This is a genomic window from Pedococcus sp. P1_H8, assembly GCF_056405175.1.
In genome coordinates this window covers 141082-153870 of record NZ_JBFUCP010000003.1, presented here as the reverse complement: position 1 = coordinate 153870, position 12789 = coordinate 141082, and the positions used below count along the sequence as shown (strand labels likewise).

12 protein-coding genes and 1 pseudogene are annotated in these 12789 nt (G+C 70.2%); 10 read left to right on the top strand and 3 right to left on the bottom strand.

From position 1 onward, the window contains the following. Window positions 1-28 precede the first annotated feature (28 nt). From AC1DYG_RS04220 to AC1DYG_RS04175, 10 genes and pseudogenes are all read left to right on the top strand, one after another. Complete coding sequence (locus tag AC1DYG_RS04220) at window positions 29-697, top strand: TrmH family RNA methyltransferase (RefSeq protein WP_477638637.1); 669 nt, start codon at window positions 29-31, stop codon at window positions 695-697. 54 nt (window positions 698-751) lie between these two features. Continuing rightward, complete coding sequence (locus tag AC1DYG_RS04215; RefSeq protein WP_477638636.1) at window positions 752-1114, top strand: YciI family protein; 363 nt, start codon at window positions 752-754, stop codon at window positions 1112-1114. 10 nt (window positions 1115-1124) lie between these two features. After that, window positions 1125-1487, top strand: a complete 363-nt coding sequence (locus AC1DYG_RS04210; protein WP_477638635.1) for a YciI family protein — start codon at window positions 1125-1127, stop codon at window positions 1485-1487. After that, complete coding sequence (locus tag AC1DYG_RS04205) at window positions 1484-1843, top strand: YciI family protein (protein ID WP_477638634.1); 360 nt, start codon at window positions 1484-1486, stop codon at window positions 1841-1843. Before AC1DYG_RS04210 ends, AC1DYG_RS04205 begins: the two co-directional genes overlap by 4 nt. Window positions 1844-2073: 230 nt before the next feature. Beyond that, window positions 2074-2622, top strand: a pseudogene (locus AC1DYG_RS04200) (DUF6596 domain-containing protein); the annotation flags it as partial. A gap of 505 nt (window positions 2623-3127) precedes the next feature. Then, window positions 3128-4156, top strand: a complete 1029-nt coding sequence (fbaA, locus tag AC1DYG_RS04195; RefSeq protein WP_477638633.1) for a class II fructose-bisphosphate aldolase — start codon at window positions 3128-3130, stop codon at window positions 4154-4156. Beyond that, on the top strand, window positions 4153-4557 hold the full coding sequence (locus AC1DYG_RS04190; protein WP_477638632.1) for a DUF3151 domain-containing protein: 405 nt from the start codon (window positions 4153-4155) through the stop codon (window positions 4555-4557). Before fbaA ends, AC1DYG_RS04190 begins: the two co-directional genes overlap by 4 nt. 282 nt (window positions 4558-4839) lie before the next feature. After that, complete coding sequence (locus AC1DYG_RS04185) at window positions 4840-5640, top strand: hypothetical protein (protein WP_477638631.1); 801 nt, start codon at window positions 4840-4842, stop codon at window positions 5638-5640. Between the two features lie 97 nt (window positions 5641-5737). Continuing rightward, the gene (locus tag AC1DYG_RS04180; protein ID WP_477638630.1) at window positions 5738-7039 is read left to right on the top strand and encodes an adenylosuccinate synthase; all 1302 of its coding nucleotides are present in this window, start codon (window positions 5738-5740) and stop codon (window positions 7037-7039) included. A gap of 30 nt (window positions 7040-7069) precedes the next feature. Next, the gene (locus tag AC1DYG_RS04175; protein ID WP_477638629.1) at window positions 7070-7483 is read left to right on the top strand and encodes a DUF402 domain-containing protein; all 414 of its coding nucleotides are present in this window, start codon (window positions 7070-7072) and stop codon (window positions 7481-7483) included. 63 nt (window positions 7484-7546) lie between these two features. On the opposite strand, the gene AC1DYG_RS04170 is transcribed toward AC1DYG_RS04175, so the two are convergent. From AC1DYG_RS04170 to AC1DYG_RS04160, 3 genes are all read right to left on the bottom strand, one after another. Further along, window positions 7547-9061: a hypothetical protein gene (locus AC1DYG_RS04170; protein WP_477638628.1), complete on the bottom strand. Its 1515-nt coding sequence runs from the start codon at window positions 9059-9061 to the stop codon at window positions 7547-7549. A gap of 240 nt (window positions 9062-9301) precedes the next feature. Further along, window positions 9302-11524 (bottom strand): HelD family protein, encoded by a 2223-nt coding sequence (locus AC1DYG_RS04165; RefSeq protein ID WP_477638627.1) that lies wholly within the window; start codon window positions 11522-11524, stop codon window positions 9302-9304. A gap of 133 nt (window positions 11525-11657) precedes the next feature. Beyond that, window positions 11658-12755: a helix-turn-helix transcriptional regulator gene (locus AC1DYG_RS04160; RefSeq protein ID WP_477638626.1), complete on the bottom strand. Its 1098-nt coding sequence runs from the start codon at window positions 12753-12755 to the stop codon at window positions 11658-11660. Window positions 12756-12789 lie beyond the last annotated feature (34 nt).

The following is a 12789-nucleotide window of genomic DNA, read 5'->3' as shown; positions in this document are numbered from 1 at the left end:
TCGATGACGAGTGCCTATGGTTGCGGGCGTGAGCGACGAGGCGAGCCCGAGCGACGAGGTCGGCGTCGGGCCCTGGGTGGGCGAGCGGCCGGCCGGCGACCACTGGGATGCCGACCTGCTGCGCGACGGTGACCGCCGCAACGTCGTGGACGGCTACCGCTACTGGCGGCACGACGCGATCGTGGCCGACCTGGACGCCCGCCGCCACGACTTCCATGTGGCCGTCGAGAACTGGGGTCACGACTTCAACATCGGGTCGGTCATCAGAACTGCGAACGCGTTTAACGCCAAGGCGTTCCACATCATCGGCAAGCGACGGTGGAACCGCCGTGGTGCGATGGTGACCGACCGCTACCAGCACGAGCACCACCACCCGACGGTCGAGGACCTCGTCACCTGGGCCGCGACGGCGGGCCCGGGGACCGGCGCGGACGGCCGGCCACGCGGCATACCGCTAATCGGGATCGACAACCTCCCGGGCTCACTGCCCCTGGAGACCTACGACCTGCCGCGCGAGTGCGTGCTCGTCTTCGGGCAGGAGGGGCCGGGCCTCTCGCCGCAGATGCGTCAGGCCTGTGAGGTGGTGCTGCACATCGAGCAGTTCGGGTCGACGCGCTCCATCAACGCGGGTGCCGCGGCCGCCATCGCGATGCATGCCTGGGTGCGCCGGAACATTTTCGGGCAGGCTGTCGAATAGCACCCCGCTCGCCCGTCATCAGGGTGGAAGTACCCACCGATGAGAGGAACAGCCATGACCCAGTACATCGTCCTGCTGCCGGCCGACGAGGCCCGTTACGGGACCGCGTCGGAGCAGGAGCGCACCGACCTCACGGCAGCCCACGGAGAGTTCGTCCAGCTGCTGGCCGAGCGCGGACACAAGATGACCGGCGGCGCCCAGCTGATGCCGTCCAGCCAGACCCGCGTCGTCCGGGGCGCTGACGTGGACGAGGTCACCGTCACCGACGGCCCGTACGCCGAGAGCGCCGAGCAGGTGGGTGGCTACTACGTGGTCGAGACCTCCGACCCGATGGATCTTGGCAAGGTCTGCGGACGACTGCTCGCGACCCCGTTCCACGACGCGATCGAGATCCGACAGCTCGTCGAGGGCATGTGAGGAGGTCGTCATGACCGAGTACGTCGTCCTGATCGTCGGTGATGCCGACCGGTGGTGGACCACCATGAGCCCTGAGCGGCGCGAGGCCGGGTATGCCGAGTACACCCGGTTCGGGGCCGAGCTCACCCAGCGCGGCCACAAGATCACCGGCGGTGCAGAGCTGCATGCCAGCAGTGAGGCCCGACGGATTCCCGGTGGGGGCGGAGCGGTGACCGAGGGGCCGTTCGCCGAGATCACCGAACAGGTCGGAGGCTTCTACCAGGTCGAGACCGACGACCTCGACGACCTGTTGGAGTGCTGTCAGATCATCGCGGCCCTCGGCGACAGCATCGAGGTGCGGCGGGTGGTCAAGCCCGAAGACCGGGCACCGTGAGGTACGTCGTCCTCATCGCCTACGAACCGGGCCACTGGGACGGGACCGACGAGGCCGTGCGTCAGGAGTACTTCGACGCGCACCACGCCTTTGAGGCGTACGTCGAGCAGCACGGGCGCCGGCTCTCCAGCGCGGCCCTCAGCGACGCCGACCTGGCCACGACGGTGCGGCGCGACGGCACCTCGGACGTCGTGACGGACGGGCCGTTCGTGGAGCTCACCGAACAGATCGGTGGCTACTACGACGTGGAGCTGCCCGATCTCGACGCGGCCATCGCGGCGGCCAGGCTCCTGCCTCGGGCTTACACCATCGAGATCCGGTCCGTGGTCGGCGTGGAGGGCTACGAGAGCCGGTGAGCTCCGACCCGGCCGAGGTGTTGGCCACCGTCGTGCGGGAGGAGTGGGGACGGCTCACGTCCCTGCTGCTCGCGCGGTTCCGGCGGCTGGACCTCGTCGAGGACGCGCTCGCCGACGCGGTCGAGACCGCGACCCGGCGCTGGAGGCGGGACGGGGCACCCGACAACCCGGCGGGGTGGCTCCACACCGCGGCCAGGCGCCGCGTGCTGGACCGGCTTCGGGCCGAGTCGATGGCACAACGCAAGGCCCCGTTGCTGATCGTCGAGGCCGAACGCGAGGAGGGATCACCCGTGCGCGCCGACCCCGGCGACCTGGTCGAGGACGACCTCCTGCGCCTGGTCCTGATGTGCACCCACCCGGCTCTCGACCCTGCTGCCGCGAGCGCGCTGGCGCTGCGACTCGTCCTCGGCGTGAGCACCGCCGACATCGCGCGGTTGTTCCTGGTGCCGGAGGCCACCATGGCGGCCCGGATCACCCGCGCCAAGCGCAAGATCGTCACCGCCGGCATTCCCTTCGCGGTCCCCTCCGCGGAGGCGCTGCCGGAGCGGCTCGACACCGTCGCCCAGACCGCGTACCTCGCGTTCACGGCTGGCTACGCCCCCGGTTCCGGTCCGGACGCGGTGCGTACGGGCCTGGCCGGCGAGGCGATCCGGCTGGTCCGCGTGGTGCTCGCGCTGCGTCCGGACACCCCTGTGCTCGTCGCCCTCCTCGCGCTGATGCTGCTCCAGCACTCGCGTCGTGACGCGCGCGTCGACGAGATGGGCCGGATCGTGCTGCTGCCCGATCAGGACCGCTCCCGCTGGCACCGTGACGAGGTCGACGAGGCGGTGCGGCTGCTCGGGGCGCCGAGCCTCACCGGCCCGATCACCCTCCAGGCGGGTGGGTATGCCGTGCAGGCCCGGATCGCGGTCGAGCACGCCACCGCGCCGACCGCCGCCGCGACGGCGTGGGATCGGGTCGTGGCGCTCTACGACGAGCTCCTGGCGCTGACGCCCACCCCGAGCGCGAGGCTGGCCCGCGCTGTGGCCGTCGCCGAGGCGCGCGGGCCCCACGAGGGGCTGGCCGCGCTGGTGGGACTGGACGAGCTGCTCGCCCACAGCCACCGATTGCCCGCCGTCCGGGCCGAGCTGCTCACCCGCGCCGGCGACCCCAGGGGGCGCTCAGGTTGCGGGAAAACCAGCCTGAGACACGGGTGTCCGGTCGCGCGCGGGTCGTGCAAAGATCGGCCACGACGCAAGGACGACGCCACCGCGGCGCACCCCCGCCAGTCGAAGGAGACTCCCCATGCCCATCGCCACCCCCGAGGTGTACGCCGACATGCTGGACCGCGCGAAGGCCGGCTCCTTCGCGTACCCCGCGATCAACATCTCGTCCTCGCAGACCCTGAACGCGGCGATCCGCGGTTTTGCCGAGGCCGGCAGCGACGGCATCGTCCAGGTGTCGACCGGCGGCGCGGAGTACCTCTCCGGCTCGACCGTCAAGGACATGGTCACGGGTTCGATCGCGCTCGCGGCCTATGCCCACGAGGTCGCCAAGAAGTACGACGTCAACATCGCGCTGCACACCGACCACTGCCCCAAGGACAAGCTCGACGGGTTCGTCCGGCCGTTGCTCGCCGCGAGCGCCGAGCGGGTCGCCGCCGGTGGCACCCCGTGGTTCCAGTCGCACATGTGGGACGGCTCCGCGGTGCCGCTCGACGAGAACCTCGAGATCGCCCGCGAGCTGCTCGCCCTGGCCAAGGCCGCCCACGTCATCCTCGAGATCGAGGTCGGCGTCGTCGGTGGCGAGGAGGACGGCGTCGCCAACGAGATCAACGAGCAGCTCTACACGACCCCCGAGGACGCGGTCGCCACGATCCAGGCACTCGGTGCCGGCGAGAACGGCCGCTACCTCACGGCACTCACCTTCGGCAACGTGCACGGCGTCTACAAGCCCGGCAACGTCAAGCTCCGCCCCGAGATCCTCAAGACCGCCCAGGAGGCGGCTGCGAGTGAGCTCGGTCTCGGCGCCGACGCCCGGCCCTTCGACCTCGTCTTCCACGGCGGGTCCGGCTCCACCGCCGAGGAGATCGCTGCTGCGGTCGACTTCGGCGTCGTGAAGATGAACGTCGACACCGACACCCAGTACGCCTTCACGCGTCCCGTCGCCGGCTACATGCTCAGCAACTACTCCGGCGTCTTCAAGATCGATGGCGAGGTCGGCAACAAGAAGCAGTACGACCCGCGCGCCTGGGGCAAGGAGGCCGAGGCCGGCATGGCTGCCCGCGTCGTCGAGGCCTGCGAGAACCTCCGCTCGGCCGGGACCCACCAGTGACCGACAACCTGTTGGGCATCCCCCAGACGCTGCTTCCCGTCGACCCCGCTGCGGCCAAGCTCGAGGAGGGCGTCGCCGCCGACCAGGTGGCCGCGGCATACCCGACGTCGTCGCTGGCCTGGGCCACGCTGGCCGAGGATGCGCTCGCGGACGGTCGCACGGTCGAGGGCTACGCCTACGCGCGCACCGGCTACCACCGGGCGCTGGACTCGCTGCGCAAGAACGGCTGGCGCGGCCAGGGTCCGGTGCCGTGGGAGCACGAGCCCAACCAGGGCTTCCTGCGCGCCCTGGCCGCCCTGTCCAGGGCCGCCGGCGCGATCGGTGAGACCGAGGAGGAACTGCGCTGTGCGCAGTTCCTGCGCGACTCCTCCATGACGGGTGCGCGCGAGCTCGGTCTCTGACCGGTCGCGGCGGGCTGTCGCCGCTGCAGAGACAGTGACGCCGGGGGACCGGACCCGATTTCTCAGATCCCGTCCCCCGGCGTCGCCCCCTGCCGCGAGCCGGAGCCCGCGTGTGGCAACTCGTCAATGTCGTCCCCTGCCGCCTGACGAGCAGCGTTTGGTCATTGTGCACGCAGGAGGGGCGCGCAAGGTGGCACTATGCTGCCAAAGGACAGATGATGTCACTTCGCGTGGGGAGGCGTCTTGACCAGCGGCGATGCATCGTCTCGCGACGTGGAACGAATGCTCACCGATCCCATGGAGCGCCTGTTCGGGGTCCTCGAACGCGGCGAGCGCCAGCTCGAGGCCCGCCGGGCCGAGCTGGCCGAGGTCCGTTACGCGCTCTTCCAGCTCTCGGCAGGCGGGCGCACCCGGGACGCACGCAACAGCGGCGCCTTCGAACCGCTCGCGGCCGACATGGCGGCGCCGATGCTGCGCTACCTGCTCCAGAACACCCTCGGCATGTCCCGGGTCTGCACGATGAGCGTCGATGTGGGGGCAGGGCTGGAGCAGGAGAACTTCCGGCTCAACCAGGACCTGCTGGCGCAGGGGCGGTTCCGTCAGCGGACGATCTATCCGATGGACATCATGGACAGCGAGGACGGCCGCGCCTGGGTGCAGTCGTTTGCGGCGGCCGGCGAGGAGCAGCGGCTGTCGCTGGCCCCGCCGAGCGAGTTCACGATCTTCGACCAGCACTCGCTCGTGGCCGTGTCCGAGTGGGGCAACGTCCACAGCGACTACGTCATGGTGCGCGACCCGATGCTCATCGCGGCGTTCACGCAGCTGTTCGACCGGGCCTTCGAGCGGGCGCTGCCGGTCGCGCCCGACGACGGCCAGGACGACGACGACCAGCGGCTGGTGAAGCTGCTCGGACTCGGCCTGAAGGACGAGTCGATCGCGCGCTACCTCGGCTGCAGCCTGCGGACGGTGCGGCGACGGGTGGCCGCGCTGATGGCTCGACACGGCGTCCAGACGAGGTTCCAGCTCGGGCTGGCGGCGGCCAGCGGTGAACTCGGCTCCCCTCGCGAGACCGTGGACCGGTAGCCTTTCCCGGTACGGGCCCCGCGCGAACACCACGGGGCCTGCTGCATGACCACGGTGATCGACTCGGTCACCGACGCAGACATGGAGAGGTGCGGGTATGCCGGCAATCGTGCTCGTGGGCGCTCAGTGGGGCGACGAGGGCAAGGGCAAGGCCACCGACCTGATGGGCAGCGACGTCGACTACGTCGTGAAGTTCAACGGCGGGAACAACGCCGGCCACACCATCGTCATCGAGAAGGACGGCAAGCGGGAGAAGTACGCCCTGCACCTGCTGCCCTCCGGCATCCTCACCCCGACCTGCACACCGGTCATCGGCAACGGCGTCGTCATCGACCTGGCGGTGCTGTTCCAGGAGCTCGACGGCCTCGAGGCCCGGGGCGTCGACACCTCCCGTCTGCTCGTCAGCGCCAACGCGCACATCATCGCGCCCTACAACCGGGTCCTCGACAAGGTCACGGAGCGCTTCCTCGGGTCGCGCAAGATCGGCACGACCGGCCGCGGCATCGGCCCGACCTATGCCGACAAGATGGCGCGCAACGGCATCCGCGTCCAGGACCTCTTCGACGAGAAGATCCTGCGCCAGAAGGCCGAGGCGGCCCTCGCCTTCAAGAACCAGATCCTCGCCAAGATCTACAACCGCAGGGCCGTCGAGGTCGACGAGGTGATGGAGGAGCTCCTCGGGTATGCCGAGCGGTTGCGTCCCATGGTCGCCGACACCTCGCTCGTGCTCGAGCAGGCGCTCAACGAGGGCAAGACCGTGCTGCTGGAGGCCGGGCAGGCGACCCTGCTCGACGTCGACCACGGCACCTATCCCTTCGTCACGTCGTCCAGCGCGACGGCCGGTGGCGCCTGCACCGGCTCGGGCATCCCGCCGACGCGGGTGAACACCGTCATCGCCATTCTCAAGGCCTACTCGACGCGGGTGGGTGAGGGCCCGTTCCCGACCGAGCTGTTCGACGCCAACGGCGAGTTCCTGCGCAAGACCGGCGCCGAGTTCGGCACCACGACCGGTCGCCCGCGCCGCTGCGGATGGGTGGACACCGTGGTCGGTCGCTACGCCACGCGGATCAACGGTGTCACGGACTTCGTCATCACCAAGCTGGACGTGCTGACGGGGCTCGACACCATCCCGGTGTGCGTGGCCTACGACGTCGACGGCGTCCGGCACGATGAGATGCCGGTCAACCAGACCGACTTCCACCACGCCAAGCCGATCTACGAGGACCTGCCCGGCTGGTGGGAAGACCTCACCAAGTGCCGCACCTTCGAGGACCTGCCGGCGAATGCCCAGGCCTACGTGCTGCGACTCGAGCAGCTCATCGGCGCTCGGGTCTCCGCCATCGGCGTGGGCCCCGGCCGCGACGAGATCATCAGTCGTCACTCCCTGCTCGGCGCCTGACCGAGCTCTCCGCGTCTGATGGTGACCTCGGTGACTGAGCTCGCGGCCCGGTTCCCGCGCGGCCACCGCGTGCGCCTGCAGTTCACCAAGTGGGGCGGCCGGCGTCATCACGGCGCAGACCTGGTCTACCTCGGTGCCGACGAGCACGGCGACTGGCTCGGAGACCCCGTCGGCAACCAGTGGTCCGGCGGACCCAAGACGTTCACGAGCATCACCGACAACGTGCTCCTCGTGCCTCGCGCCCGGGGGATGACAGCGATGTTCTACGCCTACTCCGCCCAACCGGAGCAGCCGTTCGAGCTCTACGTCGACATCACGTCCGTCCCGCAATGGCACGACGATCTCGTGACCGCGGTGGACCTCGACCTCGATGTGATCAGGCTGTTCGACGGCTCCTGGTTCGTCGACGACGAGGACGAGTTCGCGGAGTCGCCACCCCCCTGAGTGGCGACTGACGCGACGAGCAGGAGCTCGTCCCCGTCGGGCCGGGCCCGCTGGCGCCGACGATCAGCCGGCGCCCTCTTCCCGGCTCCGGCGTGCGGCGACCATCACGCCGGCGCCGAGGAAGACGAGCGCGAGCCCGCCAGCGAGGTAGTTCCCGGTGTCGCTGCCGGTGAAGGCAAGCGCGGCCGGGATGGCACTGGCCGACCGCGGGCTGGCCGCGGGGCTGGCGGCAGGACTGGCCGCAGGGATGGCAGGGTCAGCGGGGCTGGCCAGATCGCCCGAACACGACGGGCTGGCGGGAACGGCGGGGGAAACCAGCCGCGTCTCGTCACCGGCCGGGATGGTGACCACGAGATCCTCCATGTGGAAGACCTCGTCGGTCGCCGGGATCTCGGGGGTGACCAGCACATCGCGCTCGCCCATCACGGCGGGGACTGCCGCCTGGCCAGGGGTCGTGACCACGGTGCGCGCCCACTCGTACTCGCTGTACGCGGGGGTGATCGTGGTGGTCACCTGCCCGGCCAAGTCATAGCCCTCCGGTGCCGGCGCGTCGCCGACGGTGTAGAGGGTGTCCGACTCGGTCGTCACGCGCGGGTCTGCGCTGCTGCGTGCCCAACCAGTGCCCGGCGCGTCTGTCGCCGAGCTGGTCCACACCCGCTCGTCGTGGCTCAGCTCGGGCACGTCGACGGTCTCGTCCCAGGCGGCTGTGACCAGCACCTGGACCGTGTGTGCCGGCACGTCCACGACCGTGTCGGTGTGACCAGCCACGTCGACCACGCTGATCGTGTGCTCGGGCACGTCGACGACGGTCTTGTAGGTCGCAGCCACTGCCTCGTCCCACCCGGGCGTGATGACCGGGTGCTGGGCAGGGGTGATCATGGTCCAACCGGCGTCGTGCTCGTCGGGCACGTTCCAGCCCAGGGCCTCGTACCTGATCGCACCGTGCTTGTTCACGTAGGCGAACAGGCTCAGGTCGTACACCGCGTCGTGGTGGACCGTGTGTGCGGGGACGTCGACGACCTGGGTGTAGGTGGCCGGCACCACGACGTCCTTGTACGTCGCCGGCACCACGACGTCCTTGTAGGTCGCCGGAATCGTGTCCGTGCGGTAGACGGCGTCGTGGTGCAGCACGGTCGTGTCGGCGGCCTGGTCGACCACCTTGAGCACCCACTCGTACTCGGACGTCTGCGTCACCTTGGTCCACTCCGACTGCACCTGCGTGACGGCGTCGTGGTCCCTCTTCTGACCGGTCAGCGCCCAGGCGTCGCCCGCGGGGCCGGTCGTGTTGCTGAGCGTCCACTCGGACTCGGTGCTCGTCACCTCTGGCACCGCCGGGACCGCCGGGGTGACCTCATAGGCCTCGGTGGCGAAGACGGCCGGCACGGCCGGCTGAGCCGGCACGTCGACCACCTTCTGCTCGCCGACGACCACGTCCTCGGAGTCGTGGTGGACCGTCTCGAAGACTGCCGCCTGGGCCGGCTCGCCACAGGTGCTCGCCGCGTGCGCCGTGGTGGCGATGAGCAGCGGTCCTGTCGCGAGTGTCAGGGCGAGTACGGCCTGCGAACGCCTGGACATCATGTTTTCCCCCTCAAGTGCGATTGGGCGCCCGTACCTTCAACTGCAGGTATAGGAATCCCCTTGAGAGGTAAAGTAATAGTAAAGAAAGAGTAAAGGCATGGGCCGAGCCGACAGCCTTGGGTAGTCCTTTTTGCGGATGACAAAGCACCGCAAACCAGCCCTAAACAGGACGATTCGATCGTCAAGACTTGGTCAAGACAAAGTCAAGCGTTGGTCAAGCGGAATGCAGGACCGTCGCGGTCAGGCGGGGCGCAGAACCGTCATGCGGTGGGCGGCACGGGTCAGCGCGACGTAGAGGACCCGCACGCCACCCGGGGACTCCGCCGCGATCTCGTCGGGGTCGACGATGACCGTGGCGTCGTACTCCAGACCCTTGGTCGACATGGGGTCGATCACGCCAACCCGGTCGCTGAGGGCGCCCAGGCCTGCCAGCGACGCGGCATACCTCGTCGGGGTGATGACCGCGATCGAGCCCTCCACCTCATCGAGCAGCGCCTCGACCGCCGAGGTCGCGGCAGCCTCCCAGCCACCGTCGGCGACGGTGGTGTCGACCGGGTCGAACCCGGTCTCGCGGACGGCCTGGGGGATGTCGGCATCCGGCACGTGGGCCCGGACGACCTCCGCCGCGTAGTCGAAGATCTCGCGGGCGTTGCGGTAGTTGGTGTCCATGTGGAAGAGGCGACGTTCCTGCGTGCCGAAGGCTTCCTCGCGGGCGCGCCCCGCCTCGACGGCGTCGGGCCACGACGCCTGCGCCGCGTCGCCGACGACGGTCCACGACGAATAGCGGCCGCGGCGACCGAGCATCCGCCACTGCATCGGCGACAGGTCCTGGGCCTCGTCGACGAGGACGTGGGCGTACTCGCCGGGGCCCTCGATGCGTCCCTGGAGGAGCAGCTCACGGGGGTCGGTCAGGGCGGTGCGTGACGACTTGGTACCGACGGCGCGGGAGTCCAGACCGGCGCGCACCTCGGCCACACCGAACTGCGAGACGTCCTCGAACTCCTCGATCTCGTAGAACCCGCGCTCCTCGGCAGGACCGTCCTGGACCGGACCGAGCCGGGCGGAGAGGTCGTCGACGAGGGCGGCGTCGGCGGCCGACCAGGTGCCGACCTCCAGCGCCTGCCGCATGGAGGCGGCGAACAGGTCGCACTCGCGGGGCGACAGGACACCGGTGCCGTGCTGGCGCGCTCGCTCGGGGTCGGCCAGCCATAGCAGCACGTCGCGGGGATCCACCTGTGGCCACCAGGCGGCGAGGAACGCGTCCACCTCGAGGTGGTCCTCGAACCGGTCCATGAACTCGGCCCGGTCGCCGTCCTTGACGCTCGCCCAGGCAGCCTCGGCGAGCGCGCTCTGGACCGCCTTGGCCGACAGGTTGCGCTGGTGGTTGCGCAGCACCTGGGCGCGGATCCGGTCGAGCGCGGGGGCATCGACCCGGACCGCCTTGCCGTTGACGAACGCGCGGAACGTCTGGGGTGCGTCCGGTGGTGCGTCCGAGGAGGCGCGGGCCAGCAGCCGCCGGATGCGCAGCGAGCCCTTGAGGGCGGCCACCTCGGGGGTGTCCAGCCGGGTCGCCGTCACGCCGTCGACGACGTCGCCGAGCGAACGCAGCGTCACCGACTCCTCGCCGAGCGAAGGCAGCACGCGTTCGATGTATGCCGTGTAGGCGGACGAGGGGCCCACCACCAGGATGCCGCCGGCCTCGAACCGACGGCGGTCGGAGTAGAGCAGGTAGGCGGCGCGGTGCAGGGCGACGACGGTCTTGCCGGTGCCCGGACCGCCGGTGATCTCGGTGACGCCGCGGGCCGAGGCCCGGATCGCCTCGTCCTGGTGGCGCTGGATCGTGGCGACGATGTCGCGCATCTGGGCGCCGCGGCTGCGGGTCAGGGCCGCGAGGAGCGCGCCGTCGCCGACGACCACGAGGTCGTCGGGGGCATCGGTGACCATGAGGTCGTCCTCGACGCCGACGACGTCCGGACCCTTGCACCGCAGGACCCGGCGGCGCAGCACGTCCATGGGTTCGACAGGCGTGGCGCGGTAGAACGCAGCGGCGGCGGGTGCCCGCCAGTCGATCACGAGGGGTTCGTAGTCGTCGTCGCGGACTCCGAGCCGGCCGATGTAGCGGGTCTCGCGGTCGGGGTCCTTGTCCTCATGGGCAAGGGCGTGGTCGAGGTCGAGCCGCCCGAACACCAGGCCTTCGTACTGGGTGTCGAGCGTCGACCGACGCCGGGCGGCATTGAAGACCAGGGCGTCGCGCTCGAACAGCCCCGTGAGCTCCTCGTCGCGGACGTCGCCGGTGCGGTCGGTGCGGCCACGGGCGAGACCATCGGCCTCGACCAGGCCGGCCCGGGCCTGGGCCTTGAGGAGCTCGGCATAGACCAGGTCGACGTGGGCCTGCTCGATGGCGATCTCACGGGCGACCTCGGCGCTTGACGCCTTGGCGCTCGAGTGGTCCGATCCCGTCACGGTGCAACGCTTCCTGGTTGTGCGGCTTGGTGTCGTGCCTTGGTCGTGCGGCTGGGGGTCCCCCGGGGGAGAACGCACGAGTCTAGCGAGCACGAGGGGCACCGCTGTGCACCAGTTCAATGGGTGGCGAGGGCTAGATCATCCCGCGGCGGGCAGCCTGGACGCCGGCCTGGAACCGGGTCCCCGCGCCGAGCTGGTCCATGAGGGCCCGGACCCGGCGTTCGACGGTGCGCTGCGACACCCCGGCCTGGCGCGCGATCGTCGCATCGGGAGCCCCCGCTGCGAGGAGGGCAAGGATCATCTGGTCGCGCCGTTCAGCCATCCCCCCGACCCCCAGTGGTGAGCCGAGGTCCCAGAGGTGGTCGGACAACGCGATCAGGGCCAGCACCATCGACCTGGCCCGGATCAGCGCCGACCCGAAGCCCGAGGGGTCGAAGGCACTCACGTCGACGATCGCCGCGGCCTCGTCGACGATCACGGCGGAGAACGGCACTGACGACGTCAGCCGGAACCGTTCACCACCGCGCTCGCGGGCCTCGAGGATCTCCAGCGCACCGTCGATCTCCAGGACCTCCGTGTCGTAGACCGTCGTGTAGTCGAGCTGGTTGCCACTCACGCCGCGAGTCGGCTCCTCGTGGCTGTGCAGCGGGCTGGCGAAGATCGCCCGAGTGCGCGGCGACAGGGACCGGAAGCTGCGGATCTGCCGGGTGCCGGCAGCCACGGCTTCCGCGGTGACCGCCGCGATCTCGTCGAGGGAGTTCAGGATCCGCACGGTGCCCACGTCGGGTGTGCGGGAGGCCGACCTCGCCTGGAAGAACACCTGCGCGAGCTCGTGGGCGGCAGAACGGGTTTCGCGCGCCCGACGCTCGTAGTCGAGGGCGAGGGCGGGCAGGGAGATGTCCGGCGGGATCACCTCGATCCGGCCGCCGGGGTGGACGCGGATCAGCCCGCGGCTGGCCAGGACCTCGAGCGAGTGGTCGATCAACGGGGCCTTCATGCCCTGGGCGATCAGCAGGGTCCTGGTCGGGTCCGGATGCTGCAGTGCCGCCAGGAAGACCCGGGTGATCACGCCTTCGGCCTCGTCGTCGTCGGCGGCGAGGTCGAGCTTGCCCGTCAGCGCGCGCTCGTCGATCGACTGGTCCGTCGTGGGGTCCGTCGTGTGGTCTGTCGTCTGGTCCGTCGTCTGGCTCGTCCCGTGCAGGGTCTCCGCTGACTGGCTCTCGACGACCATAGGCACATGCTTGTCTCCTGGCGAGATTCCGTCA

Bases quoted from the DNA above. Each gene is read 5' to 3' on its own strand.
- AC1DYG_RS04210 (WP_477638635.1), top strand. From the start codon at position 1,125: ATGACCGAGTACGTCGTCCTGATCGTCGGTGATGCCGACCGGTGGTGG.
- fbaA (WP_477638633.1), top strand. From the start codon at position 3,128: ATGCCCATCGCCACCCCCGAGGTGTACGCCGACATGCTGGACCGCGCG.
- AC1DYG_RS04185 (WP_477638631.1), top strand. From the start codon at position 4,840: ATGCTCACCGATCCCATGGAGCGCCTGTTCGGGGTCCTCGAACGCGGC.
- AC1DYG_RS04160 (WP_477638626.1), bottom strand. From the start codon at position 12,755: ATGGTCGTCGAGAGCCAGTCAGCGGAGACCCTGCACGGGACGAGCCAG.
- AC1DYG_RS04215 (WP_477638636.1), top strand. From the start codon at position 752: ATGACCCAGTACATCGTCCTGCTGCCGGCCGACGAGGCCCGTTACGGG.
- AC1DYG_RS04170 (WP_477638628.1), bottom strand. From the start codon at position 9,061: ATGATGTCCAGGCGTTCGCAGGCCGTACTCGCCCTGACACTCGCGACA.
- AC1DYG_RS04180 (WP_477638630.1), top strand. From the start codon at position 5,738: ATGCCGGCAATCGTGCTCGTGGGCGCTCAGTGGGGCGACGAGGGCAAG.